The sequence below is a fragment of the Paractinoplanes rishiriensis genome (assembly GCF_016862375.1).
In the GTDB taxonomy this organism is placed as follows: domain Bacteria; phylum Actinomycetota; class Actinomycetes; order Mycobacteriales; family Micromonosporaceae; genus Actinoplanes; species Actinoplanes rishiriensis.
Genome location: NZ_BOMV01000054.1, coordinates 37,557 through 63,284, shown reverse-complemented (window position 1 = coordinate 63,284; position 25,728 = coordinate 37,557). Strand labels below are relative to the sequence as shown.

At 69.7% G+C, this 25,728-nt stretch carries 24 protein-coding genes; 9 read left to right on the top strand and 15 right to left on the bottom strand.

Translation table 11 applies throughout. From position 1 onward, the window contains the following. Positions 1-4: 4 nt before the first annotated feature. Entirely contained in the window at positions 5-1,609 is a 1,605-nt protein-coding gene (locus tag Ari01nite_RS22425) for an ABC-F family ATP-binding cassette domain-containing protein (RefSeq protein WP_203783533.1), read from the bottom strand. Positions 1,610-1,820: 211 nt separating this feature from the next. Here Ari01nite_RS22425 and ypfJ point away from each other — a divergent pair, with 211 nt between their 5' ends. Next, positions 1,821-2,756 carry a KPN_02809 family neutral zinc metallopeptidase gene (ypfJ, locus tag Ari01nite_RS22420; protein WP_203783532.1) on the top strand — a complete coding sequence of 312 codons (936 nt, stop codon included), beginning with the start codon at positions 1,821-1,823 and terminating at the stop codon, positions 2,754-2,756. A 16-nt stretch (positions 2,757-2,772) separates the two neighbouring features. Here the strand turns inward: ypfJ and Ari01nite_RS22415 are convergent, their stop codons facing one another. Next, on the bottom strand, positions 2,773-3,405 hold the full coding sequence (locus tag Ari01nite_RS22415; protein ID WP_203783530.1) for an acVLRF1 family peptidyl-tRNA hydrolase: 633 nt from the start codon (positions 3,403-3,405) through the stop codon (positions 2,773-2,775). Between the two features lie 23 nt (positions 3,406-3,428). On the opposite strand from Ari01nite_RS22415, the gene Ari01nite_RS22410 reads away from it, so the two are divergent. Together Ari01nite_RS22410 and Ari01nite_RS22405 are read left to right on the top strand one after the other, a co-directional pair. Then, positions 3,429-4,112: a DNA alkylation repair protein gene (locus Ari01nite_RS22410; RefSeq protein ID WP_307837782.1), complete on the top strand. Its 684-nt coding sequence runs from the start codon at positions 3,429-3,431 to the stop codon at positions 4,110-4,112. Next, positions 4,109-4,735, top strand: coding sequence for a nucleoside/nucleotide kinase family protein (locus Ari01nite_RS22405; RefSeq protein WP_239162920.1), 627 nt, complete (start codon positions 4,109-4,111; stop codon positions 4,733-4,735). The genes Ari01nite_RS22410 and Ari01nite_RS22405 overlap by 4 nt, the downstream gene beginning before the upstream one ends. 537 nt (positions 4,736-5,272) lie before the next feature. Here the strand turns inward: Ari01nite_RS22405 and Ari01nite_RS22400 are convergent. Further along, complete coding sequence (locus tag Ari01nite_RS22400) at positions 5,273-5,866, bottom strand: LysE family transporter (protein ID WP_203783527.1); 594 nt, start codon at positions 5,864-5,866, stop codon at positions 5,273-5,275. A gap of 253 nt (positions 5,867-6,119) precedes the next feature. On the opposite strand from Ari01nite_RS22400, the gene Ari01nite_RS22395 reads away from it, so the two are divergent. Then, the gene (locus Ari01nite_RS22395; RefSeq protein ID WP_203783525.1) at positions 6,120-6,812 is read left to right on the top strand and encodes a histidine phosphatase family protein; all 693 of its coding nucleotides are present in this window, start codon (positions 6,120-6,122) and stop codon (positions 6,810-6,812) included. Position 6,813: 1 nt separating this feature from the next. Here Ari01nite_RS22395 and Ari01nite_RS22390 read toward each other — a convergent pair whose 3' ends face one another. Genes Ari01nite_RS22390 through Ari01nite_RS22350 form a run of 9 tightly spaced genes read right to left on the bottom strand, consistent with a single transcriptional unit; the run spans position 6,814 to position 14,177 of the window. Beyond that, positions 6,814-7,569 carry a maleylpyruvate isomerase family mycothiol-dependent enzyme gene (locus Ari01nite_RS22390; protein WP_203783523.1) on the bottom strand — a complete coding sequence of 252 codons (756 nt, stop codon included), beginning with the start codon at positions 7,567-7,569 and terminating at the stop codon, positions 6,814-6,816. A 32-nt stretch (positions 7,570-7,601) separates the two neighbouring features. Beyond that, positions 7,602-8,102, bottom strand: coding sequence for a metal-sulfur cluster assembly factor (locus Ari01nite_RS22385; protein ID WP_239162919.1), 501 nt, complete (start codon positions 8,100-8,102; stop codon positions 7,602-7,604). Further along, positions 8,099-8,554 carry a Fe-S cluster assembly sulfur transfer protein SufU gene (gene sufU, locus Ari01nite_RS22380; protein WP_203783666.1) on the bottom strand — a complete coding sequence of 152 codons (456 nt, stop codon included), beginning with the start codon at positions 8,552-8,554 and terminating at the stop codon, positions 8,099-8,101. The genes Ari01nite_RS22385 and sufU overlap by 4 nt, the downstream gene beginning before the upstream one ends. Next, entirely contained in the window at positions 8,551-9,780 is a 1,230-nt protein-coding gene (locus Ari01nite_RS22375) for a cysteine desulfurase (RefSeq protein ID WP_203783521.1), read from the bottom strand. Before Ari01nite_RS22375 ends, sufU begins: the two co-directional genes overlap by 4 nt. A gap of 20 nt (positions 9,781-9,800) precedes the next feature. Then, on the bottom strand, positions 9,801-10,562 hold the full coding sequence (gene sufC, locus Ari01nite_RS22370; RefSeq protein ID WP_203783519.1) for a Fe-S cluster assembly ATPase SufC: 762 nt from the start codon (positions 10,560-10,562) through the stop codon (positions 9,801-9,803). Beyond that, the gene (locus Ari01nite_RS22365) at positions 10,559-10,891 is read right to left on the bottom strand and encodes a non-heme iron oxygenase ferredoxin subunit (RefSeq protein ID WP_203783518.1); all 333 of its coding nucleotides are present in this window, start codon (positions 10,889-10,891) and stop codon (positions 10,559-10,561) included. Before Ari01nite_RS22365 ends, sufC begins: the two co-directional genes overlap by 4 nt. Then, positions 10,888-12,012, bottom strand: a complete 1,125-nt coding sequence (gene sufD / locus Ari01nite_RS22360; protein WP_203783517.1) for a Fe-S cluster assembly protein SufD — start codon at positions 12,010-12,012, stop codon at positions 10,888-10,890. The genes Ari01nite_RS22365 and sufD overlap by 4 nt, the downstream gene beginning before the upstream one ends. Positions 12,013-12,036: 24 nt before the next feature. After that, positions 12,037-13,458, bottom strand: a complete 1,422-nt coding sequence (gene sufB, locus Ari01nite_RS22355; protein WP_203783516.1) for a Fe-S cluster assembly protein SufB — start codon at positions 13,456-13,458, stop codon at positions 12,037-12,039. Beyond that, positions 13,455-14,177 (bottom strand): helix-turn-helix transcriptional regulator, encoded by a 723-nt coding sequence (locus Ari01nite_RS22350; RefSeq protein ID WP_203783512.1) that lies wholly within the window; start codon positions 14,175-14,177, stop codon positions 13,455-13,457. Before Ari01nite_RS22350 ends, sufB begins: the two co-directional genes overlap by 4 nt. An 86-nt stretch (positions 14,178-14,263) precedes the next feature. Between Ari01nite_RS22350 and Ari01nite_RS22345 the strand changes: the two genes are divergently transcribed. Then, entirely contained in the window at positions 14,264-15,205 is a 942-nt protein-coding gene (locus Ari01nite_RS22345) for a COX15/CtaA family protein (RefSeq protein WP_239162918.1), read from the top strand. Between the two features lie 1,938 nt (positions 15,206-17,143). Here the strand turns inward: Ari01nite_RS22345 and Ari01nite_RS22340 are convergent. From Ari01nite_RS22340 to Ari01nite_RS22330, 3 genes are all read right to left on the bottom strand, one after another. Next, positions 17,144-18,061 (bottom strand): ATP-grasp domain-containing protein, encoded by a 918-nt coding sequence (locus tag Ari01nite_RS22340; protein WP_438872218.1) that lies wholly within the window; start codon positions 18,059-18,061, stop codon positions 17,144-17,146. Further along, positions 18,058-18,351, bottom strand: coding sequence for a hypothetical protein (locus Ari01nite_RS22335; protein WP_203783510.1), 294 nt, complete (start codon positions 18,349-18,351; stop codon positions 18,058-18,060). Before Ari01nite_RS22335 ends, Ari01nite_RS22340 begins: the two co-directional genes overlap by 4 nt. 191 nt (positions 18,352-18,542) lie before the next feature. Then, the gene (locus tag Ari01nite_RS22330; protein WP_438872214.1) at positions 18,543-19,502 is read right to left on the bottom strand and encodes a heme o synthase; all 960 of its coding nucleotides are present in this window, start codon (positions 19,500-19,502) and stop codon (positions 18,543-18,545) included. Between the two features lie 340 nt (positions 19,503-19,842). Here Ari01nite_RS22330 and tkt point away from each other — a divergent pair, with 340 nt between their 5' ends. From tkt to Ari01nite_RS22310, 4 genes are all read left to right on the top strand, one after another. Then, entirely contained in the window at positions 19,843-21,897 is a 2,055-nt protein-coding gene (gene tkt / locus Ari01nite_RS22325) for a transketolase (RefSeq protein WP_239162927.1), read from the top strand. Positions 21,898-21,949: 52 nt separating this feature from the next. Further along, complete coding sequence (gene tal, locus Ari01nite_RS22320; protein WP_203783506.1) at positions 21,950-23,086, top strand: transaldolase; 1,137 nt, start codon at positions 21,950-21,952, stop codon at positions 23,084-23,086. A gap of 67 nt (positions 23,087-23,153) precedes the next feature. After that, the gene (zwf, locus tag Ari01nite_RS22315) at positions 23,154-24,671 is read left to right on the top strand and encodes a glucose-6-phosphate dehydrogenase (protein ID WP_203783505.1); all 1,518 of its coding nucleotides are present in this window, start codon (positions 23,154-23,156) and stop codon (positions 24,669-24,671) included. After that, a complete protein-coding gene (locus Ari01nite_RS22310) occupies positions 24,668-25,684 on the top strand; it encodes a glucose-6-phosphate dehydrogenase assembly protein OpcA (protein WP_203783504.1) in 1,017 nt (338 codons plus the stop codon). The genes zwf and Ari01nite_RS22310 overlap by 4 nt, the downstream gene beginning before the upstream one ends. Positions 25,685-25,728: the final 44 nt, after the last annotated feature.

Below are 25,728 nucleotides of genomic sequence, written 5' to 3'. Positions count from 1 at the left end.
TCGATCAGGCCAACTCCACGAGCTCCAGCAGATCGTCGCTCCAGGCGTCCTCGTCGCCGTCCGGCAGCAGGATCGCCCGGTCCGGCTTGAGCGCCTGCACGGCGCCCGCATCGTGGGTGACCAGCACGATCGCGCCCGGGTAGTTGGCGATCGCGTCCAGCACCTGCTCGCGGCTGATCGGGTCGAGGTTGTTGGTGGGCTCGTCGAGCAGCAGCACGTTGGCGCCCGAGCAGACCAGCGTGGCCAGGGCCAGCCGGGTCTTCTCGCCGCCGGACAACACGCCGGCCGGCTTGTCCACGTCGTCGCCGCTGAACAGGAACGCGCCGAGAATCTTGCGCAACTCGGTGTCGGTCTGCTCGGATGCGGCGCTGCGCATGTGCTCCAGCACGGTCCGGTCCACGTCCAGCGTCTCGTGCTCCTGGGCGTAGTAACCCAGCCGCAGGCCGTGCCCCGGGCGCACCTCGCCGGTGTCCGCGTCGAGCAGACCGCCGAGGATGCGCAGCAGGGTGGTCTTGCCGGCGCCGTTGAGGCCGAGGATGGCAACCCGCGAGCCGCGGTCCACCGCCACGTCGACGTCCGTGAAGATCTCCAGGCTCCCGTACGACTTGGAGAGCCCGGTCGCGGTGAGCGGGGTCTTGCCGCACGACACCGGGTTCGGGAAGCGCACCTTGGCGACCTTGTCCGAGGCCCGTACCTCTTCCAGGCCGCTCAGCAGCTTTTCCGCGCGCCGGGCCATGTTCTGCGCGGCCACCGTCTTGGTCGCCTTGGCCCGCATCTTGTCGGCCTGCGCCATCAGCGCGCCGGCCTTCTTCTCCGCGTTGGCCCGCTCCCGGCGGCGCCGGCGCTCGTCGGTCTCGCGCTGTTCCAGGTATTTCTTCCAGCCGACGTTGTAGATGTCGACCACCGAACGGTTGGCGTCGAGATACCAGACCTTGTTGACCGCGGCGTCGAGCAGTTCCACGTCGTGGCTGATCACCACGAGGCCGCCCTTGTGCTGCGCCATGTAGCCGCGCAGCCAGGTGATCGAGTCCTGGTCGAGGTGGTTGGTGGGCTCGTCGAGCAGCAGGATGCCCTTGCCGTTCTGCCCGGAGTCGGCGAACAGGATGCGGGCCAGCTCGATCCGGCGGCGCTGACCGCCGGACAGGGTGCCGATGGTCTGGGCCAGCGCCCGGTCGGGCAGGCCCAGGTTGGCGCAGATCCGGGCGGCCTCGGCCTCGGCCGCATACCCGCCGAGCGCGGCGAACTGGTCCTCCAGGTGGCCGTACCGGCGCACCAGCCGGTCGTCAGCGCTCTCCTCCAGCTCGATCTCGAGCTTCTGCATCTCGGCGAGGATGGCGTCGAGGCCGCGGGCGGACAGCACCCGGTCCCGTCCGGTGACGTTCAGGTCGCCGGTACGCGGATCCTGCGGAAGGTAACCCACCTCACTGGTGCGGTCGACCGCGCCCGCGTACGGCTGACCTTCGCCGGCCAGAACCTTGAGGGTGGTGGTCTTGCCGGCACCGTTACGGCCGACCAGGCCGATCCGGTCGCCCGGCTGCACCCGCAGCGTGACCGGGGACAGCAGGATCCGGGAACCCGCGCGCAGTTCGAGTCCGGTGGCGGTGATCATGATTGCTCGCTCGCTCTCGAGGAAGAAGGGCTGACTCCGGGCACACGAAAGCGCCGGCCAACTAGTGGTCGGCGCGGGGCAGGTCAGCCTTCGCAGAGCAGCACGTCGCCATACTACCGGGCACTCGCCTCTGCCTCCCAATCGATTAACGATCAAGATCATCGGGTATCCGCCCGGGACACGTGGGCTCGTGGCCTTGAGTGAGGATGACATGGAACTCAACGAGAACGCTGACATCGACACCAGTCAGATCGACGATCGGCGCGGCTCGGGCGGCGGCGGTGGCGGCATCGGCGGCCTGCCGATCCCCATCGGCGGCGGCGGAATCGTCGGCGTCATCATTTTCCTGGTGCTTGCCGTGGCCGGCGGTTATTTCGGCGTGAACACCCTCGGCGGCGACGGCGGTGAACAGACCGGCGACAACACCAGCCTTCAGCAGAAATGCAGCAACAAGGAGTCCGCCCTCGACCAGTTGGACTGCCGCAACACGCTGTATGTCAACTCGATCCAGGACTACTGGGAGAAGGCCACCCCGCAATACTTCGGCCGCGAGTACACCCCGGCCAAGACCGTCTTTTTCTCTCAGGGGGTACGCACGGCGTGCGGCGCCGCGGACAGCGGGGTCGGACCGTTCTACTGCCCCGCGGACGACCAGGTGTACATCGACCTGACCTTCTACGAGGTCCTCGCCAAGCAGCTCGACGCGCCGGGCCAGTTCGCCCAGCCGTACGTGCTCGCCCATGAGTACGGCCACCGCATGCAGGACCTGGTCGGCACCGAGGCCAAGATGCGCAAGGCCCAGCAGGGCGCCAGCAAGGCGGAGCAGAACCTGCTGTCGGTCAAGCTGGAACTCCAGGCCGACTGCTACGCCGGGACCTGGGCCAAGGCGGCGACCGACACCAAGTCCGACAACGGCCAGCAGATCTTCAAGAGCCTGACCGTCCAGGACATCAACGAGGGCATCGACACCGCCGGCAAGATCGGCGACGACGTGCTCCAGAAGCGCAGCGGCAACCCGGTCAACCCCGAGGAGTTCACCCACGGCACCGCCGCCGACCGGCAGAAGTGGTTCAGCGTCGGCTACAAGTCCGGCAGCCCCGACTCCTGCGACACCTTCGCCCCCGGCGCGGTCAGCAGTGCCGGCTAATCGAGGCGCGGGCTGATCATGGCTCCCGCACCAGCACCGACACCGCCCGGGCCCCGGCCACCGCGGACACCAGCACCGCATGCCGGGGCTCGGGCACGTCCAGGAAACGTTCCGAGCGCAGCCGGCCCAGCGGCGCCAGGGTGGGCGATGACAGGATCGCGTCGACCGCGGAACGGTCGCCGCCGGTGATGAGGGCGGCGAGCGTACGTACCTCCGAAAGAAGAAGGCGCCCCACAATGCCGGCACCATCGGCAGCAGCCGCTTTGGCCTGATTGTCCCGGCGGCGCGCGAAGCGCTGCTGGGACCAGCCACCCGCCGCCGTCCGCCCCTGCACATAGTGCGTGTCCACCTTGGACACCACGAGCTCGGCGCCGTCCGCGATCCCCACCGCGACCGCACCCTTGCGCGCCAGCAGCAACCCCAGCCGCCGCGGCTCCTGAGCGACGCGGATCAACTCGGCCATCGTGCCGGCCGGCTCGCCACCCGGCGGCGTCTGCCACTCCGCCGAGGCACCGTCCGCCGCGATCAAGGTCAACCCCTCTTCGCGGTACGCCCCGTGCCGGGTCACGAAGTTTTCCAGCCACCGAGGCAGCCGTTCCGGGGCGACATCCACCCATTTCCCGCCGCCCGCCGCCGCGCGCTCACCCATTCTTGTCAGACTACGGTGGCAGGATGCCGGGTGTGACAGACCTGCCGGCCCTCCTGCTGGCGCGGCTCGACAGCGGCTTCTCGACCACCCGCGACCCGGTGCGAGCCGAGGCCATGGCGGCCTACATGCGCGGCCAGTTCCCGTTCTTCGGCGTCCCGTCGCCGGCGCTGCGCAGCCTGGCCCGCACCGCGATGGCCGGCCTGCCCGCACCCACCGCACCGGAGCTGGCCCAGATCGCGGACGCCTGCTGGTCCCGCCCGCAGCGCGAATTCCACTACTTCGCCTGCGACTACCTGCGCAAACACCAACGCGTCGCGAGCGCCGGCTTCCTGGAAAACGCCCGCACTCTGATCACCACCAAATCCTGGTGGGACACCGTCGACCCGCTGGCCACCCGATTCGTCGGCGACCTCGTGCGCCGCCATCCCTCGCTTTTGCCCGAGATCGACGCCTGGTCCCGCCACGACAACATGTGGCTGGTCCGCACCGCGATCCTGCACCAACTCCACTACGCCGACCAGACCGACACCGACCGCCTCTTCGCATACTGCACCCACCAGGCAAAACACCAAGATTTCTTCGTACGCAAGGCGATCGGCTGGGCGCTGCGCCAGTACGCCCGCACCGACCCCTCGGCGGTACGCGAGTTCGTAGCCGGCACGACGTTGTCGCCGCTCTCCGTCCGAGAGGCCACCAAACACCTGTGAAAGTCATCCTCGATCACATAGCCGCGGGAGCCCGGGTGGCGATCGACGGCCCCGACGGCGCCGGCAAGACGGTGTTCGCCGACCGCCTTGCCGAGTCGTTGCGCGCCCGCGGCGATGTGGTGGTCCGGATCTCTCTAGACGACTTCCACCACGTGCGCGAAATCCGCTACCGCCGCGGCCGCGACTCGCCCGAGGGCTTCTGGCTGGACAGCTTCAACTACGCCCGCTTCCGCACCGACGTGTTGACGCCGTTCGCCCCGGGCGGTTCCCGGCACTACCGCCCCGCCGCCCACGACCTGACCACCGACGCCGTCCTGACCCCACCGCTGCAGACCGCAACACCGGAGGCCATCCTGCTGGTCGACGGCCTGTTCCTGCACCGAGACGAGTTGGCCGGCGCCTGGGATTTCTCCGTCTTCCTGGAGGTCCCTTTCACCGAAACGGCACGCCGCATGTCCCTCCGAGACGGCTGCGCCCCCGACCCGTCAGACCCATCACTGCGCCGCTACGTGCAGGCCCAGCGCTTGTACTTCGCCGCGTGCAGCCCCCAGTCCCGAGCCACCGTCGTCCTAGACAATGCGGACTACAACGCTCCGAAAGTCATCCGCCCCGAGCCCCGCTGACCTCCCCGAGGCGGCCGGGCGGACCTTCGCATTCACCCCGGGTGAGTCTTCTGCATGGTGCGGTGGAGCCGCGATGTCAAGCTTGCCGACCGGTTCGTACCGGTCGGCAGTCCCGCCCGGCAGTACTGGTGCTCGTCCAGGCCTTGGCGGCCAAGCCGAGCGCGACCGCTCGCAGCGCCGTCCCGTGGCGGCCGGGCCTGCGCGATCCCTGCGGCGAAACAGACCAGGGCGTTTAGCCGCGTGGCGGTGGCGATCGGCTTCCGGCCCACGTCCACCGCTGGCGCTTGTCCGCGACGCGATGCTATCGATCTGCTGTTCGGCGATGACAGTTCGGCGATGACCGTAGTTCGCCAATATCTGGCCCTCGCGACCCCTCGGCATCCGGCTAAAGCACTATTTATCGGATAGGTTCTCCGGTGGCCACCACTCACCTGTCCTTCGTGCCCGGCGGCTGCCGCCTCACGGGACGACAAGGCTGCGATGGTGCTCCGCATCGGCAACTGTGGATGGTAGGGCCGGCGGTCGTCGGCGTTGGTGTCACGCCAGGATGTGGATGGCCAGGACGGCTATCACCGCGCTGGAGACCAGGGCGGTGACCATCCGGCCTCGGGGGCCGGTCAACAGGCGGCCGATCAGGGAGCCGCCACCCGCCACCAGCAGTTGCCAGCTTGCCGAGGCCAGAAACGCGCCCGCCACGAACCAGGCGCCGCCTCCCTCGCCGGCGCCGCCCAGGACCAGGGCGGCGAAATAGATCACGGTGGCCGGGTTGAGCAGGGTCAGGCCCAGAATCCCCAGGTAGGCGCGCAGCGCTGTGGTGGGGCGCTCAGGGCGGGCGGCGTCCGGAGTTCGGAAGGCGCTCCGAGCGGTCACCGCGGCCAGTACCAGCAGGACGGCCGCGGCCAGCCAGCGCAGCGGGGTGGCCACCGGGGCGATCAGGCCGGCCACGGCGGCTCCGCCGGCCACCGCGATCAGCGCGTAGATCCCGTCCGCGGTCGCGGCGCCCATGCCCGCGGCGGCGCCCACCCGCAAGGAGGTGCGCGCACTCAGGCCCGCGATCAGGACTCCGATGGCGCCCACGGGCACGGCCACCCCATAGCCGGCGACCACGCCGGCCAGGAACGCCGGGCTCATGACGGCTGCTGACGGACCGCCGTTCCGGTGGCGCCGCGCTGCTGTCGCGTGGCCCGCTCGGGGGCGGCGACAGGGGCGGCGCGGAAGATGCTCGGCGTGGTCACGGCGCCATCATGGCGGCGGGGAGCGGGCGGGGGCCAGCGAATTTCGGCGGTCGACCTGGCGCAGCGGGCGGCGCGGGCAGCGGCCACCGCGGGCAGCGGGCGGCGCGGGCAGCGGCTGCGTTTGGCGGGCGGGCGGATAGGCTCGGATCATGAGTGTGGTGGCCGAGCTGATATTGGTCCGGCATGGACAGAGTCTGGCCAACGTGGCGTTTCCGGCGGCCAATGCCGAAGGGCTGCTTGAGGCGGCGATCAGCGGGCGGGATGCCGAGGTGCCGCTCACCGAACTCGGTGAGGAGCAGGCCGCGGCGGTCGGTGCCTGGCTGACGACGCTGCCGGCGGAGCAACTGCCGCAGGTCGTCATCACGTCGCCCTATCTGCGGGCGCGCGAGACCTGGCAGATCGCCGCCTCCTCGTCGGGGCTCGCCCTGCCCGCGCCCACCACGGACGACCGGCTGGTCGACCGGCTGATGGGCGACCTCGAGCTGCTCACCCTGGCCGCGGTCGCGCAACGGTATCCGGATGAGGCCGCCCGGCGCTCCGAGGCCGGCGAATACCGGTACGTGCCGCCGGGCGGTGAGTCGTTCGCGGACATCGAGGTGCGGCTCGGCTCGTTCCTGGACGACCTGCACCGGGAGCACGCCGGCGAACGGGTCGTGGTGGTCGCCCACGACGCCGTCGTGTTGATGATGCGGGCCGTCATCGAGCAGCTCACCTGGGACCAGGTCATCGCCATGGAACGCGCCGAGGGCACCGTCCGCAACGCGTCGATCTCCCAGTTCGTCGAGCGGGACGGAAGGCTCGAACTGGTCCGCTACAACGCCATCGACCACCTGCCGACCTGACTCACTCGGTGTCGCTCCACCCCTGCAACTCGGCCAGCACCGAGCGGTCGCCGTCGACGCGGAGCGTGTCGAACGGGACCCGGTTGTAGAGCGCCAGCACCAGATCGCTGGCCGAGCCGTGCACCGTCGCCACCGGCTCGCCGCCGGCCGCGGGGTTGAGCCGGGCGCCGTCGGGTGACAGGTCGAGCGTCCAGGCCGGGCCCTCGATCGCGGTGAACACGATGCGGGCCGGGCGGTGCGGCCAGGCGCCCATCGAGCCGAGGCCGACCGTGATGAACTCGGCCACTGCGTCGACCGCGACCGCGGCCGGGAGCGGCTCGGCCTTGCCGATCGTCTCCTGGGCGTCGCGCGCGTGCACGGCCGCCTCCTGCATCTGGTGGCGGGCGATCGCGCCGGCGGTCAGCGGGGCCGAGGAAGCACCCCACCAGGTCCATGCGGGCCGGTCGGGACCGGCCGCACGCAGCGCGGCCAGCAGCAGGGCGGTCGACTCGGCCGACCACTCCAGCAGGTCACCGTGCGGCTCGAGGTCGCCGCGCTGCTCGGGTGTCGGCGGGCCGGACGGATCGGCGCGTTCGACGTTCAGCGCCCAGAACCGTTGCACCTTGCCGAGGTGGGCGACGAGGTCGCGCAGGTCCCAGTCGGGGCAGCCGGGCACCCGGCCGTCGAGATCCGCCGCGACGGCCGCGGCGTCACGCAACGCCGCGGACCGCTCGTCGACCAGGGTCAGGAGTTGATCAAAGTCGGGTGTATCGCTCATACCCGGTTTGTATCACCGGGGTACGACAGGATTCAGACATTAAAGCCGAGCGCCCGCAACTGCTCGCGCCCGTCGTCCGTGATCTTGTCGGGGCCCCACGGCGGCAGCCACACCCAGTTGATCCGGAAGTCGTCGACCAGACCGCCGCCCGGGCCGGTGGTGAGCGCCGAGCGGGTCTGGTCCTCGATCACGTCGGTCAGCGGGCAGGCCGCCGAGGTCAGCGTCATGTCGAGGGTGGCGATGTTGTCGTCGTCGACGTAGGTGCCGTAGACCAGACCGAGGTCGACCACGTTGATGCCGAGCTCGGGGTCGACGACATCCTTCATCGCCTCCTCGACGTCGGCAACCGACGCCTTCTTCCCGGAGGAGGCCGGAACGGCCGAGGCCGATTCGGCCGGATCAGTTGAAGTAACAGACGCCGGCGCCGACACCTCTGGCAACTTGGAGGTATCCACCGGCGTACCGGCCTCCGCCGCAGCCGCCCGTTCCTCGGCCAACCACGCGGGGGTCTCGTCGAGGCTCTTGTCAGTCATGCTCTCACCTCCGGGCTGACGCCCACGTCCACACCGGCGCGCGCCGCGGCGTCCTTGAACGCCATCCACGGCAGCAGCGCACATTTCACCCGGGCCGGGAACTTCGCGACCCCGGCGAAGGCTACTCCGTCGCCGAGCACGTCCTCGTCCGGCTCCACCTGGCCGCGCCCCTGCATAAGAGAAAGGAACGCGTCGTAAGTCAAAGAGATCTCGGCGGCCGTACGCCCCAGCAGCAGCTCATGCAGCACCGAAGCCGACGCCTGGCTGATGGAACAACCCAGCCCATCGTACGAAATATCGGAAAAATTGGAGCGGACCCGCACCGTGATCTCATCGCCGCAGGTGGGGTTCACGTGGTGCGCCTCGCCGTCGAACGGCGACCGCAAACCCCGCCCGTGCGGATTCTTGTAATGGTCCAGGATGATCTCCTGGTACAGGCCCTCGAGCATCAGCCGAACACCTTCCGCACCTGGTCCAGCCCGCGCGCCAGCGCGTCGATCTCCTCCGTCGTCGTGTAGAGGTAGAACGAGGCCCGCGTCATGGCCGGCACCCCGAACCGGGCACAGGTCGGCTTGGCGCAATGATGCCCCACCCGCACCTCCACCCCGAGCGCATCCAGGATCTGCCCCACGTCGTGCGGGTGTACCCCGTCGACCGCGAACGACACCGTGCCGCCCCGCCCCTCCGGCGTGGCCGGCCCGAAGATCCGGACACCCGGCACGTCGGTCAGCGTCTTCAACGCGTACGAGGTGATGTCTTGCTCGTGCTCGTGGATCTCGGCCATGCCCAGCGCAGTGAGATAGTCCACCGCGGCGCCCAGTCCGATCGCCTCGGTGATCGGCGGCGTGCCCGCCTCGAAGCGGGCCGGCGGGGCCGCATACGTGGTGCCGCCCATCGAGACCGTCTCGATCATCGAGCCGCCCCCGAGGAACGGCGGCATCTGGGCGAGCAGCGAGTACCGCCCCCAGAGCACCCCGATCCCGGTCGGCCCGAGCATCTTGTGCCCGGTGAACGCGATGAAGTCGACCCCGAGCGCCCGCACGTCGACCGGCAGGTGCGGCACCGACTGCGAGCTGTCCAGCATCACCAGCGCGCCCACGTGCCGGGCCCGCGCGACGATCCGGGACACGTCGTTGATCGTGCCGAGCACGTTCGACATGTGCACCACGGAGATCAGCCTGGTGCGCTCGTTGACCAGTTCGTCCAGGTTCGACTCGTCGAGCCGGCCATCCTCGGTCACCCCGAACCAGCGCAGCGTGGCGCCGGTCCGCTCGCACAGCAACTGCCACGGCACGATGTTCGAGTGGTGCTCCATCTCGGAGATCACGATCTCGTCGCCGGGGCCGAGCTTGAGGTACTGCCCGGCCGAGTGCGCGACGAGGTTGAGCGCCTCCGTCGAGTTCTTGGTGAAGACGATCTCGTCGGGGGTTCCGGCGTTGAGGAAGGCCGCGATCTTCGCACGGGCACCCTCGTACGCCGTGGTGGCCTCGGTGCCGAGCGTGTGCACCGACCTGGACACGTTGCCGTTGTGCCGCGCGCTGTGCTCGCGCACCGCGTCGAGCACCTGCACCGGTTTCTGCGAGGTGTTGGCGCTGTCCAGGTACACCAGCGGGTGACCGTTGATCTCCCGATCCAGGATCGGGAAGTCGGCACGGACCCGGGCCACGTCGAACGTCATCGTTCTTCTCTCCCGTCGGGTCAGACGCGGGTGGCCACGTATCGCTCGTAGCCCTCGGCTTCGAGCTGCTCGGCCAGCTCCGGCCCACCCTCCTGAACGATCTTGCCAGCCACGAAGACGTGTACGAAGTCGGGCTTGATGTAGCGCAGGATCCGGGTGTAGTGGGTGATCAGCAGCAGGCCGGTCTCGCCGTTCTCGCGCACCCGGTTCACGCCCTCGCTGACCACCCGCAGGGCGTCGATGTCGAGGCCCGAGTCGGTCTCGTCGAGGATCGCCACCTTGGGCTTGAGCAGCTCGAGCTGCATGATCTCGTGCCGCTTCTTCTCACCGCCGGAGAAGCCCTCGTTGACGTTGCGCTGGGCGAACGCGGGGTCCATGTGCAGCTTCTCCATGGCCGCGCGCAACTCGCCGGCCCACGTGCGCAGCTTCGGCGCCTCACCGTCAAGAGCGGTCTTGGCCGTACGCAGGAAGTTCGCCACCGACACACCCGGCACCTCGACGGGGTACTGCATGGCCAGGAAGAGGCCGGCGCGAGCCCGCTCGTCCACGGTCATGGCCAGCACGTCGTCGCCGTCCAGGGTGACCGTGCCGCTGGTGATCTCGTACTTCGGGTGGCCCGCGATGGAGTACGCCAGCGTCGACTTACCGGAGCCGTTCGGACCCATGATGGCGTGGGTCTCGCCCGCCTTCACGGTCAGGTCGACCCCGGCGAGGATCGGCTTCAGCTCGCCGTCGGGCAGCTTCACCGACACCTGCAGGTTGCGGATCTCCAGGGTGCTCACGGATTAACTCCATTACTCGGTGTGGTCGAAACGTAGATGTCGCCGTCGCGGATCTCGACGGCGAAGGTCGCCACCGGCTCGGTAGCGGGCAGCCCGGACGGTTCGCCGGTGCGCAGGTCGAAGCGGGAGCCGTGCAGCCAGCACTCGAGGGTGCAGCCGTCCACCTCACCCTCGGAGAGGGCGACCGAGGCATGGCTGCACTCGTCGCGTACCGCATAGAACGTGTCGTCGTCGGCGTGCACGACCGCCACGTCGACGCCGCCGACCTCCACCGAGATCGCGGTGCCCTTCGCGACGTCGCCGGCCGCGCCGACCAGTTCGAAAGTCACGCCCCGGACTCCGCCAGACGTGCCTCGATCGCCGCGCCCAGCCGCTCCCGGAGCGCCTCGACGGGGATCTTGTTGATCAGGTCGATGAAGAAGCCGCGCACCACCAGCTTGCGGGCCTCGCCCTCCGGGATGCCCCGCGCCATCAGGTAGAACAGCTGCTCGTCGTCGAACCGCCCGGTCGCGCTCGCGTGCCCCGCGCCGGCCACCTCACCGGTCTCGATCTCCAGGTTCGGCACTGAGTGGGCGATCGCGCCGTCGGTCAGAATCAAGTTCCGATTGATCTCGTACGTGTCGGTGCCGGTCGCCGCCGCGCGGATCAGCACGTCGCCCACCCACACGGTCTGCGCCGACTTGCCCTGCAGCGCCCCGCGGTAGCCCACGTAGCTGCGGCAGTCCGGCACCGAGTGGTCGACCAGCTGGCGGTGCTCGAAGTGCTGGCCGGCGTCCGCGAAGTAGAGCCCCCACAGCTCGGCGTCGCCGCCCCGGCCCACGTATTCCACGCTGGTGAACTGGCGGACCAGGTCGCCGCCGAGGGACACCTGCACGTGCTGCGCCCGGGCGTCCTTGCCGACCCGGAACTTGATGTGCTGGGCCTGCACCGCGCCGGCGTCCCACTCGGCCAGCGTCACGAAGGTCAGTTGCGCGCTGTCCGCGAGAACGACCTCGATGTTGTCCGCGACGGTAGCCGTACCCGTCTGCTCCAAAACGACGGTGAGCTTGGCAAACGCACCCACCTTGAGCACCGTCCGGGCCGCGGCGGCATCGCCGCCCTTGCCGACCACCCGGATCACGACGGCCTCGTCGAGCGACGTCTCGGGCGCCACCTCGATCAGCGTCACGCCGGCCGCCGAACCGTAGGCGAGCGCGCTGATCCGGTCGAACGGCGTGAGCACCGCGTCGGCGCTGTCGGCGTGCCGCACCGACACGCCGGCCGGCAGGTCACCGTGCTCGACGACGGGCGCCGGCCCGGTCAGCCGGGTCGCGGTGACCAGCTCGCCGAGCCGCTTGAGCGGGGTGAAACGCCACTCCTCCTCCAGGCCGGTGAGGGCCGGGAAGTCGGCGACGTCGAAGGAGCGCAGCACCTGCGACTTGGTGCTGGGCGGCGGAGCAATCGTAGTCATTTTGTCCTATTCCTCCGGCCGGGATTAACCCACGGCCCCTTCCATCTGAAGCTCGATGAGACGGTTCAGTTCGAGGGCGTATTCCATCGGGAGCTCCTTGGCGATCGGCTCGATGAAGCCCCGCACGATCATCGCCATCGCCTCGTCCTCGGTGAGACCGCGGCTCATCAGGTAGAACAGCTGGTCCTCGCTCACCTTGGAGACGGTGGCCTCGTGACCCAGCGCCACGTCGTCCTCGCGGATGTCGTTGTAAGGGTAGGTATCCGACCGCGAGATGGTGTCGACCAGAAGTGCGTCGCACTTGACCGTGCTCTTGCTGTGGTGCGAGCCGTCCAGCACCTGCACGAGACCCCGGTACGAGGTGCGGCCGCCGCCCCGGGCGATCGACTTCGACACGATGGTCGACGACGTGAACGGCGCGGCGTGCACCATCTTGGCGCCGGCGTCCTGGTGCTGCCCCTCGCCGGCCATGGCGACGCTGAGCACCTCGCCCTTGGCATGCGGGCCGGTCATGTACACGGCCGGGTACTTCATCGTGACCTTGGAGCCGATGTTGCCGTCGATCCACTCCATGGTCGCGCCCTCCTCGCAGGTGGCGCGCTTGGTGACCAGGTTGTAGACGTTGTTCGACCAGTTCTGGATGGTCGTGTACCGGCAGCGGGCGTTCTTCTTCACGATGATCTCGACGACCGCGGAGTGCAGCGAGTCGGACGAGTAGATCGGCGCCGTGCAGCCCTCGACGTAGTGCACGTACGCACCCTCGTCGACGATGATCAGGGTCCGCTCGAACTGGCCCATGTTCTCGGTGTTGATCCGGAAGTAGGCCTGCAGCGGGATCTCCACGTTGACGCCCTTGGGCACGTAGATGAAGGACCCGCCCGACCACACCGACGTGTTCAGCGCGGCGAACTTGTTGTCGCCCACCGGGATGACGGTGCCGAAGTACTCCTTGAAGACGTCCTCGTGCTCCCTGAGAGCGGTGTCGGTGTCGAGGAAGACGACACCCTGCTCCTCCAGGTCCTCACGGATCTTGTGGTAGACGACCTCGGACTCGTACTGCGCGGCGACACCGGCGACGAGGCGCTGCTTCTCCGCCTCCGGGATGCCCAGCCGGTCGTACGTGGCCTTGATGTCCTCGGGCAGGTCCTCCCACGAGGCCGCCTGCTTCTCGGTGGACCGCACGAAGTACTTGATGTTCTGGAAGTCGATCCCGGTGAGGTCGGCCCCCCAGGACGGCATCGGCTTGCGGTCGAACAGCCGCAGACCCTTGAGCCGCAGGTTGAGCATCCACTCGGGCTCGTTCTTCTTCGCCGAGATGTCCCGCACCACGGCCTCGGACAGGCCACGCTGCGCCGACGAGCCGGCGATGTCGGCGTCGGCCCAGCCGTACTCGTACTTGCCCAGGGCGGCGAGGTGCTCTTCCTGAGTGACGATTTGGTCGGTCATGTATCTGTCCTAACCGTGGTTGGTGCGGTTACACGCGTTGGGGACGGGATGTGCGTGGTGCACACTCCGTCGCCGTGCGCGATGGTGGCGAGACGCTGGACGTGCGTGCCGACGAGACGGGAGATGACCTCCGTCTCGGCGTCGCACAGCTGGGGAAACTCGGCAGCCACGTGGGCCACCGGGCAGTGGTGCTGGCACAGCTGCCCGCCGGACGCGATCGTGGTCGCGTTGGCAGCGTAGCCCTCGGCGGTGAGTGCCTCGGCGAGCGCCTCCGCCCGCGCGAGCGGATCGTCGCCGGCGTTGCACATCGCGGCGCGGCACCGCTCCTCCAGCGCGGAAACCTGCGCGGCTGCGAACTGGCTGACCGCCCCCGGCCCGCCATGCTGGGCGATCCACCGCAGCGCGGCCGTGGCGATGCCGTCGTAGAAGTGCGGAAAAGTCTCCTTGGCCGCCGCGGTCAGCACGAAAGCCTTGGCGGGCCGCCCCCGCCCGCGCGGACCGTTGTGGCGAACCTCACGGGTCTCGACCAGGCGCTCGGCCAGCATCGCGTCCAGATGCTTACGAATTGCGGCCGGCGAGAGGCCCAGCAGCGCGCCGAGCTCCGCCGCCGTAGCCGCCCCCCGCTCCAGCAGGAGCTGGGCAACCCGGTCCCGGGTGCGCCCGTCCGACGCGCTGGCAGCCGCCACCGCACCGCTCCGGATCAGCACCTCGTTTTTCACTACGCCAACGTTACGTATTTCCGCCGACGCCTGCAAACCGGCACCCGGTGATCCGGCCCACCGGCCCCCATCAGCGTCTGCGTACCATGCCAGAGGTGAAGCTCCCCGCGCTGCGCTCGATGGCCCTGGCGTCCCTGATCGCCAACATCGCGCTGGTCGTCACCGGCGCGGCCGTCCGGCTGACAAAGTCCGGCCTGGGCTGCCCCACCTGGCCCAAGTGCACGGACGAGTCATATGTGTCGACCGCCGAGATGGGCATCCACGGCGCCATCGAGTTCGGCAACCGCCTGCTGGGCATCGCCTTGGGCCTGATCGCCCTGGCGTGCTTCGTCAGCGCGCTGCGCACCCGCCCCCGCCGCCGGTCGACGGTGTGGCTGAGCCTGGCGATCCTGCTGGGCATCCCCGGCCAGGGCGTGGTCGGCGGCATCACGGTGCTGACCAACCTCAACCCGTGGGTCGTGGGGATCCACTTCCTGCTGTCGATGGCCCTGATAGCCGCCGCCTACACGCTGTGGCGCCGCGCCGACGAGGGCGATGGGGAGGCTGTTTCGCTTGTCCCCGCCCCCCTCCGCCACCTAGCCGTCGTAACTGCCGTGGTGAGCGCAGCCGTAATCGTCCTGGGCGTGGTGGTAACCGGAAGCGGCCCGCACGCCGGCGACCAGGGCGCCAAGCGCAACGGCCTGGACCCCACCACCGTCTCCCAGGTCCACGCCGACCTGGTTTTCCTGCTGGTAGGCCTGACCGCAGCCCTGTGGTTCGCCCTCCGCGCAATCAACGCCCCCACCCGAGCCGTCCGAGCCACCGGCATGCTTCTGCTCATCGAGCTGTCCCAGGGCTTGATCGGCTTCATCCAGTACTTCACCCACCTACCCGTAGCCCTGGTAGCCGCCCACATGCTCGGCGCCAGCCTGGTTTGGGCAAGCACCGTCGCCGTCCTGATCTCCCTACGCGAGCGCCCCCACCTCCCGGTCGCCGTGGCCGCGCCAGCACCCCCGGCCCAAGACCGAATCCCCGCAAAACACCCTTAATTCGCAGAGGTACGCGTTTTCCCCGTCCCCCACCAGGGAACGATCGCCCCCGCCTGCCCACGCGACCTCCTGCCCACCCAGGCCGAAGCGCGCCTTTCGCGCGCCTGCAACGCGGGCCATCCCTCCCCCACCACGCAGCGGTCACCTCGCCGACGCATCCGTCGACCAACCGGCGGTTCCGCCCCGACAGTCCCAAGCGCTCCTCCGGCACAGCCCACAACCCCGCGGCCCAACCCGACCTCCGCCACACAGCTCGGGCCGGCCGGCCGGACCAGGCCATGCCGGGCGAGCCGCCGGAGGACCACCGTGCAACCCGGAACTACGGGCCGCTTGCCGCGCGACGCACCGCGGCAGGGCCGGCGCCCAGCGCCCCCGGTGCACCGGAGATCAGCCGGGAGCCCTGCGCGGCCAAGGGGTTGTGGAGATCGCGTCACAGACCAACACCTCGAGTTTCGCCATTTTGGTGGATGCGCAGCCGGTGAAGTGCCACGGCGAGCCGACACCCGCCCCGTCTGGCGGTGGTGGCTCTGGGTCGCGATCTTGAAGAGTTGGTGCTCCGGTCGAACTGGTCGAACGGAAACTCGCCACGATCTATCAAAGTCTCCAAGATCCAGGCCGAAGGCGCGTTTCGGGCGGTTTGCGGCATTCGGAGACCGAGAAGTGGAACGGATTGCCCAGCCATCGGGACGGCCGGGGCCGAGATGGCGAACCGGCTCGTGGCGCCGGGCGGCTACGCCGGGACGTCGCGCGAGATGGCGAACCGGCTGGTGGCTCCCGGCGGCTACGCCGGGACGTCGCGCGAGAGATGGCGAACGGCTGGTGGCGCCGGCGGCTACGTCGGGAGGTCGCCCTGGAGATCGAGTAGACGCTGATCACGTTGTCGCCCACGGCGGCGAGGCCGGCGTCATTGCCGTGCCGCGACGGCACGTGGGCACCGCGTGACCAGCGCCTGGAAGCGGTCGTCGGGCCGGCGCGGGCTTGGCGCCTCCGTTCGGGTTGTCGTGGGGCGGGAAGTGGGGCGGGAATGTGGGCCGTCGCCAACCCGCGGCATGCCAGGTGCTGGCGGGCTTCGGCGGTTGGCGGGTTGGCGACGGTTCCCGAACACAGCGCCGGCGGGTCGGCGGCCGGCCCCGGGAGACGTTGGGGTGGCCGCCCCGCTCGAAGTCACTGCGGTTCTGTGGTGCACCTCCTTTCTGGGCCGGCCCCCGGTCGCCGGAGAGAGAGCGACCGGGGGTGGCCGCACAGGTGACGGACTCGGCTCCGGCCGGGCCGTCGGCTCGCTCCGCCCGGCGCCGCTCCGTCGAGCGGCGGTGCGTGCGAGTCCGGCCCGGGCAGCGGATGGCCGCGGGCTGCGTCAGCGACCGGCCGGCGCGGTCGCCGGCGGGCTCAGCCCGGCGCCCGTCCAGCGGTCGGCGATCGACCGCCGAGGTTCCGCCCAGCCGGCCACGCGCCGGGCGCAGGCCGGGCGCGTGGCGCAGGACGGACGCCGGGCGCAGGACGGACGGCGGGCGCAGGACGGACGGCGGGCGCAGGACGGACGGCGGGCGCAGGACGGACGCCGGGCGCAGGACGGACGCCGGGCGCAGGACGGGCGGCGGGCATTGCCGCGGCACCGCCGGGCACCACGCGGCGCGCCGCCGGCTGGCCGGCAGGAGGCGTGGAGTGCCGAGGGCCCGGTGGGGCGGGAGTGCATGTTGGAGCTCTTGTGGCGCTTGTGGTTGGTGCCATGGGGGCCAGCGTGGTCGGTGAGGGCGATCAATGGGGAGTTTGTTTGAGAGCTGTGGATGACACGCCGGTTATCCACAGGAGGCAAACTTAGAAGTCCAGGTCAGAAGGACGCTGGCGCGCGAAAGGCGCGCTGCGGCCCTGCGTGGCAGGTGGCCGCGCTGAAGAGGCGGGGCGGTCCGGATTGGTGGGGGACGGCGCCGGCGCGTACCTCTAAGGAATTTGAAGTCGGGTGATGATGGCGTCAGCGAGGCGGGCGGCGGCGCCCTCGGACTGGCGCAGGAAGAGGGTCGGCTCGGTCAGCTCGAACTCGATCAGCAAAGGCTCGCCGTCAGGGCCGGGTATCAGGTCGATGCGGGCGTAGAGCAGGCGGGACAGGTCGCCCGCATAGGCCCTCAGCACGCGGTCGCCCACGGCTTGCTCGGCGGGTGACGGGACCCGGGGGCTGATGTCCTCGCTGCCGGGGTCGATCGTGCCCTCGTCGGGGCCGGTGAGCATCGGGCCCTTGCGGATGGCGTGGCTGAACTCCAGCGGGCCGCGTGGGGTGGCGAAGTAGAGCAGTGCGGTCTCGCCGGCCTCGTCCACCGCGGTCAGGTAGGGCTGGATCATCGCGGTGCGGCCGGCTGCGGTGAGTCGTGCGACGTGGGCTACGGCCAGCGACTGCTGGTCGGGGAGGTGGTAACGGCCGGTGTCCTGGCTGCCGGCACTCACCGTGGGCTTGACCACCCATTCGCCGGAGGTGGGCGGGGTCCAGGTGTCGGTGGGGCCGACGAAGGCGGTGGGGATGACGGGGGCGCCGGCGGCGGCCAACTCGCCCAGGTAGCGCTTGTCGGTGTTCCAGGCGACCACGTCGGCGGGGTTGAACAGGCGCGGGACACTGTGTGCCCAGGCCACGAAGGCGTCGCGGCGGGGGACGTAGTCCCATGGGGAACGCAGCACCGCGAGGTCGTAGGCGGACCAGTCGGCGGCGGGATCGTCCCAGCGGACCGCCTCGGCCGCTACGCCGCGGTCGATCAGGGCGTCGCGTAGCGGGAAGTCGTCGTCCCAGAGCTGGGGAAACAGGTCGCAGGTGATGAGGGCGACCCGGGACGATCGGTCCCGGGTCGCGCGGGCGGGACTGTGCAAGGTCAGCGGGCCATGCTCCGGCGGGACATCGAGCGCCACAGGTCGTTGCTGGGTCGCATCTGCTCCAGGAGCTCGCGCTCCCACTCGTTCTCCACTTCGACGCCGGCGTTCTCACACGCCTGACGGGCGATGTCGGTGCCGTCGGCGAACTGGTCGGACCACTCGCCGTCCTGGCCGACGAGGACGATGCGGGCACCACGCTTGCCGACGTACTCGATGACCGCTTTGGCACCACCGTGGCCGGCGGCGAAGGACTTGATCCCCGCGGTCAGTGTCGTATCGGAACCTTGAGCCATGGGGGGCAGCCTAAGCAGTTCCGCTCGGGTAGCAAGCACCATGACCGGCATTTTGTGATGCCAATTACCTGCAGGTTTAACGTCTGACCACATTGGTATACACCAATTGCGCCCGAATTGTCCTATCAACGGGTTTCCATCGATTGAGTGATCGACCGTAACCTAAAATAGGGTTATATCGGACAGGGTTGTCACACCAGAGCGTCGACCGCGACCGCGATGAACAGGATCGTCAGGTACGTGATCGACCAGTGGAACAAGCGCATCGGCTTGGTCGCGCCGCCCTTGCGGGTGCGCTGTACAAGAAGGAGCGCCTCGGCGAGGAACAGGGCACCGGTCACGATCGCGGTGCAGCCGTAGATCGGCCCGAGCCCGAGCGGCCACGCCGCCAGCGAGGCCACCACCGTCAGTACGGTGTAGAGGACGATCTCGAAGTTGACCCGGCCGGTTGAACGAACGACGGGAAGCATCGGTACGCCCGCGCGCGCATAGTCGTCCTTGTACTTGATGGCGAGCGCATAGAAGTGCGGCATCTGCCAAAAGAAGACAACCGCAAAAAGCGCCCAACCGAGGGGTGCCACCGAGCCGGTCACCGCGGCCCACCCGATGATCACGGGGGCCGCTCCACACACGCCACCCCAGAAGGTGTTGGCCGGCGTGCGGCGCTTGAGCCAGAGCGTGTAGACCACGTCGTAGTAGAAGATGGCCCCGGCCGTCAGCGCCGTGGCCAGCCAGTTGGTGAACGCGGCCATCAGCGCCACCGAGATCACCGCGAGTGTGAGACCGAAGATCAGCACGGCCCGCGGGGTGACGCTGTGTGCCGGCAGCGGGCGCCGCTTGGTGCGCCGCATCAACTCGTCGATGTCGCGGTCGATGTAGCAGTTCAGCGCGCTGGCCGCACCGCCCGCGAGCGCGCCACCGATCAGGACCACCGCGAGAGTGCGCAGGTCAGGCCATCCACCCGCGGCCAGCATCAGGGCCGGCACGGTGGTGACCAGGAGCAGCTCCACGATCTGCGGCTTGGTCAGCGCCAGGTAGGCGCGGAACACAGCGATCGGATCGCGGCGCGTTTCGGGACGGGCAACCTGCGCGGTGCGCTCCCGAACGCCGGGCGGCCGTCCGTGGACGGGACGCTCGGTGATCATGCTCACGGACTGCCACCTTCCGGCATCGGCACTAGCCAAGTTACGACCGTTGCCGGCGCCAGCCGGCGGCACGCTCGGACAGCCTACGCTCAGCCGTTCACGCTGCTCCGGCGACCCGGTGAGGCGTCCGGGGAGGGTGCAGTCCGTCACACGTGGCGTGTCCGCTCTCAGCGTATGGGCCTGAGGCGTTCCCCCGGCGGGGGTTTACGGCAAGTGGATAGGGTCAACCTCAAAAGGGTTCCTAAACCATGCCCCGAGGAGCACAACCGACGTGGCTCACACAGATCCTGCTCTGCAATGGTCCGACCTCGACCGCAAGGCCGTGGATACGGTCCGGGTCCTGGCCATGGACGCCGTCGAGAAATCCGGCAACGGCCACCCTGGCACGGCGATGAGCCTCGCGCCCGCCGCCTACCTGCTGTTCAACCGGGTCATGCGCCACGACCCGACCGACCCGCACTGGCCAGGGCGGGACCGGTTCGTGCTCTCCGCCGGGCACTCCAGCCTGACCCTCTACATTCAGCTCTTCCTCAGTGGTTACAGCCTGTCGCTGGATGACCTTGCGTCACTACGCCAGTGGGACTCGCTGACCCCCGGCCATCCGGAGTACCGGCACACCCCCGGCGTCGAGGTCACCACCGGCCCGCTCGGGCAGGGCATCGGCAACGCGGTCGGCATGGCGATGGCCACCCGCCGCGAGCGCGGCCTGTTCGACCCGACCTCCGACCAGGGCAGCTCGCCGTTCGATCACAACATCTACGTGATCTGTTCGGACGGCGACATCGAGGAGGGCGTCAGCCACGAGTCGAGCGCCATCGCCGCGGTGCAGAAACTCGGCAACCTCACCGTGATCTACGACGACAACGAGATCTCGATCGAGGACGACACCCGCATCGCCAAGTGCGAGGACGCCGGCGCCCGGTACGCCGCGTACGGCTGGCACGTGCAGGAGGTCGACTGGCGCAAGGGCGACCCGGACAAGGGCGACTACAACGAGGACGTCGAGGCGCTCTACCAGGCGATAATCAAGGCCAAGCAGGTGACTGACAAGCCATCCTTCATCGTCCTCAAGACGATCATCGGCTGGCCCGCGCCGAACAAGCAGAACACCGGCAAGATCCACGGCTCCGCTCTGGGCGCCGCCGAGGTGTCGGCCACCAAGGAGATCCTCGGCTTCGATCCGAACGAGACGTTCGCGGTCGACCCGGCCGTCCTCGATCACGCCAAGCAGGTCGTCGAGCGCGGCCGCGCGCAGCGCGCCGAGTGGCAGCAGGCGTACGACGCCTGGGCCAAGGCCAACCCCGACGCCAAGAAGCTGTGGGACCGGATGGCCCAGCGCTCGCTGCCGGAGGGCTGGCACCAGGCGCTGCCCGAGTTCCCGGCCGACGAGAAGGGCCTGGCCACCCGCGCCGCCTCCGGCAAGATCCTGGAGGCGCTCGCCCCGGTGCTGCCCGAGCTGTGGGGCGGCTCGGCCGACCTGGCCGAGAGCAACAACACCACCATGAAGGGTGAGCCCTCGTTCATCCCGGCGGCATACGCCACCAAGGAGTTCCCGGGCAACGAGTACGGCCGCACCCTGCACTTCGGCATCCGCGAGCACGGCATGGGCTCGATCCTCAACGGCATCGCGGTGCACGGCGGCACTCGGGTGTACGGCGGCACCTTCCTGGTCTTCAGCGACTACATGCGCGGCGCCGTCCGGCTGTCCGCGCTGATGGGGCTGCCGGTCGTCTTCGTCTGGACGCACGACTCGATCGGTCTCGGCGAGGACGGACCGACCCACCAGCCGATCGAGACGCTGTCTGCGCTGCGCGCCATCGTGGGCCTCGACGTGGTCCGCCCGGCCGACGCCAACGAGACCACCTGGGCCTGGCGCGGCGCGCTGGAGCACAACGACCGGCCGACCGCGCTGGCGCTGTCCCGGCAAAATCTGCCGACCATCGACCGCAACAAGTACGCGTCGGCCGAGGGCGTGCTCAAGGGCGGCTACATCCTGTCCGAGGCGTCCGGCGGCGAGCCCAAGGTGATCCTGATCGGCACCGGCTCCGAGGTGCAGCACTGCCTCGCGGCGCAGGAGCGGCTGGAGGCACAGGGCACGCCCACCCGGGTCGTCTCGATGCCCTGCCAGGAGTGGTTCTACGCGCAGCCCGGCGCATACCAGCAACAGGTGCTGCCGCGCGGGGTCAAGGCCCGGGTCACGGTCGAGGCCGGCATCCGGATGAGCTGGGACCGCATCCTCGGCGAGGCCGGCGAGCCGGTCAGCATCGAGCACTACGGTGCCAGCGCGCCCGCGAAGATCCTCTTCGAGCAGTTCGGGTTCACCGCGGACAACGTGGTGGCAAAGGCCAACGCCGCCCTGGCAAAGGTCGGCGAGATCACCGGTCACAAGACCGGAAACTGAGCCTCTGAGGCGGCTTCGCCGCACTGCAAGGACTTAGGAAAGGGAGTAAGCGATGACCGACCGGCTTGCCGAGCTCTCCGCCGCTGGTGTGGCGGTGTGGCTCGACGATCTCTCCCGCGTCCGCCTGACCAGCGGCTCACTCGACAAGATGCGGCGTGAGCAGCACGTGGTCGGCGTGACCACCAACCCCAGCATCTTCCAGAAGGCGCTGTCCGACGCGGACGCGTACGACGAGCAGCTCAAGGACCTGGCCGCCCAGCGCGTCACGGTCGAGGAGGCGGTCCGCCTGATGACCGCCCGCGACGTGCGCGACGCGTGCGACGTCGAGCGGCCCGCCTACGACGCCTCGGCCGGCGTGGACGGCCGGGTGTCGATCGAGGTCGACCCGCGCAAGGCGCACGAGACCCCGAGCACCGTCGCCGAGGCCAAGACGCTGTGGTGGCTGGTCGACCGGGAAAACCTGTTCATCAAGATCCCGGCGACCCTGGCCGGCCTGCCCGCGATCACCGCGACGCTGGCCGAGGGCATCAGCGTGAACGTGACGCTGATCTTCTCGCTGGAGCGCTACCGAGCCGTGATGGACGCGTTCCTGGCCGGCCTCGAGCAGGCCAAGGCCAACGGGCACGACCTCGCCAAGATCGGTTCGGTGGCGTCGTTCTTCGTCTCGCGTGTGGACTCCGAGGTCGACAAGCGACTCGACAAGATCGGCAGCGACGAGGCCAAGGCGCTCAAGGGCAAGGCCGCGATCGCCAACGCCCGGCTCGCGTACGAGGCGTACACCGAGGTCTTCGGCAGCGACCGCTGGCAGAAGCTGGCCGACGCCGGTGCCCACCCGCAGCGTCCGCTGTGGGCCTCCACCTCGACGAAGAACCCGGAGTTCCCGGACACCGTCTACGTCGAGGAACTGATCGCCCCCGGGACGGTCAACACCATGCCGGAGTCGGTGATCCACGCGTTCGCCGACCACGGCGAGACCCGCGGCGACACCATCACCGGCAACTTCGGTCACGCCAAGCAGGTGATGGCCGACCTGGCCGGCGTCGGCATCGACTTCAACGACGTGGTCAAGGTCCTCGAGGACGAGGGCGTCGAGAAGTTCGAGGCGAGCTGGGGCGAACTTCTGGAGGGCGTGGACAAGTCGCTGAAGGCGGCCGCGTCCGGCGCCAAGAACCCGAGCGACGCAGCCTGACGAAGTCCCTGCTGCCGGGGCCGCGACTCGGCCCCGGCAGCAGGCCCGACCTGGCAGGATGGACCACGTGGGCAATCCGCTGCGTACCGCACAGGACCGCAGGCTTCCACGGATCCCCGAGCCCTGCGCTCTGGTGATCTTCGGAGTCACCGGTGACCTGTCCCGAAAGAAGCTCATCCCGGCCGTCTACGACCTGGCCAACCGCGGTCTCCTGCCGCCCGGTTTCGTGGTTCTGGGCTTCGCCCGCCGCGACTGGGGCGACGGCGACTTCGAGTCGCTGGCGCTCGAGGCGGCGAAGAAGGGCGCCCGGACCCCGTGGCGCGAGGACGTCTGGCAGCGTCTGGCCAGTCAGTTCCAGTTCGTGCCCGGCTCGTTCGACGACGACGCCGCCTTCGACCATCTGGCCGCCACCCTGGACGACCTGCGCGAGCGCAACGGCATCCCGGGCAACGCGGCCTTCTACTTCTCCATCCCGCCGGCCGCGTTCCCGCTGGTGCTCAACCAGCTGGCCCGCACCGGGATGGCCGACAACGCGAAGTCCGGCGGCTGGCGCCGGGTCGTCGTGGAAAAGCCGTTCGGCCACGACCTGGAGTCCGCGATCGCGCTCAACCAGCTGGTCGACGAGGTGTTCACGCCGCAGGACGTGTACCGGATCGACCACTACCTGGGCAAGGAGACGGTCCAGAACATCCTGGCCCTGCGCTTCGCGAACAGCCTGTTCGAGCCGGTGTGGAACTCCAAGTACGTCGACTCGGTGCAGATCACCATGGCCGAGGACGTCGGCATCGGCAGCCGGGCCGCCTTCTACGACGCCTCCGGCGCGGCCCGCGACGTGCTGCAGAACCACCTGCTCCAGCTGCTCGCGCTGGTCGGCATGGAGGAGCCTACGAGCTTCGACCCGCAGGAGGTGCGGGCCGAGAAACTCAAGGTGCTCAAGGCGATCAGCCTGCCCAAGGACATCAGCACCGGCTCGGTAAGGGGCCAATACCTGCCCGGCTGGGTGGCCGGCGAACGCGCCATGGGCTACCTGGAGGAGAAGGACATCCCGGCCGACTCCACCACGGAGACGTACGCGGCCGTGCGGCTCGGCATCCAGAACCGCCGCTGGGCCGAGGTCCCGTTCTTCGTCCGGGTCGGCAAGCGCATGCCGCGCCGGGTCACCGAGATCGCGATCCTCTTCAAGCGGGCGCCGCACCTGCCGTTCGACCCCGCCGACGTGGAGATGCTCGGCCACAACCAGCTGGTCATCCGGGTCCAGCCGGACGAGGGCGTGGTGCTCAAGTTCGGCTCCAAGGTGCCCGGCACCCAGATGGAGGTTCGCGACATTGCGATGGACTTCCAGTACGGCGAGGCCTTCACCGAGTCCAGCCCGGAGGCGTACGAGCGGCTCGTGCTCGACGTGCTGGTCGGCGACCGCACCCTGTTCCCGGACGCCGCCGAGGTGGAGCAGTCGTGGCGGGTCATCGACCCGCTCGAGGCCGCCTGGGCGGGCACCAAGCCGGAACCGTACCGGGCCGGCGAGTGGGGCCCGCGCGCCGCGGACGAAATGCTGGCCCGCGAGGGCCGGAGCTGGAGGCGAGCATGATCGGCTTGTGGGACACCAACGGCAACGAGGTCATCAAGGCCCTCGCGGCTGAGCGGCGCAGCGCCGGCGGCGTGGCCTCCGGCCTGGCCCTGACCCTGGTCGCCGTGGTCGAGGAGAAGAAGGTCCGGGAGGCCGAGGCCGCCGCCACCATCGCGGCCGCCGCGCACCCCTGCCGCCTGCTCATCGTGGTCCGCTCCGACATGGAGGGCCGCAGCCGGCTGGACGCCGAGATCGTGGTCGGCGGCCGGCTCGGACCGGCCGAGGCCGTCGTGATGCGCATGTACGGGCGGCTCGCCCTGCACGCCGAGTCGGTGGTCATGCCGCTGCTCGCCCCGGACGTCCCGGTGGTCACCTGGTGGCACGAGGAGCCGCCCAACATGATCGCCAACGACTTCCTCGGCGTGGTGGCCGACCGCCGGATCACCGACTGCGCGCAGTCCCCCGACCCGGTGGCCGCGCTGCGGCAGCGGGCCACCGACTACGCGCCCGGCGACACCGACCTCACCTGGACCCGGATCACGCTGTGGCGCACGCTGGTGGCCGGCGCGTTCGACACCACCGACGAGCGGGTCACCGGTGCCACCGTGGTGGCGCCCAAGACCGACCCGACCGCGGCGCTCATGAAGGGCTGGCTCAAGTCCCGCCTGGGCATCGAGCCGGAGTGGGAACACACCGACCGCTCCCCGCGGCTGCACTCGGTCGAGCTCCAGTGCGCCAACGGCGACTGCGTCCGGGTCACCCGCGAGGAAAACACGGCCCTCTTCAGCCGCACCGGCCAGGAGGACCGCTACATGCCGCTGCCCAAGCGGCCGGTCGGCGACGAACTGGCCGAGGAACTGCGCCGGCTGGACGCCGACCAGATCTACGCCGAGGCGCTCGGCGCCATGGCCGGCCTGACCGACCTGGACCAGAAGCCGCCCGCCCGGGTGCACGTGTGGAAGGACCCGGCCATGGCCGCTCGCGCGGACGAGGCGGCCGGCGCCTTCGCCGGCCCCGGCGGCAGCGCCGCCTGAACCCCCGACGATCGACCGGGCCGTCCGCCGCCGAGGTGGACGGC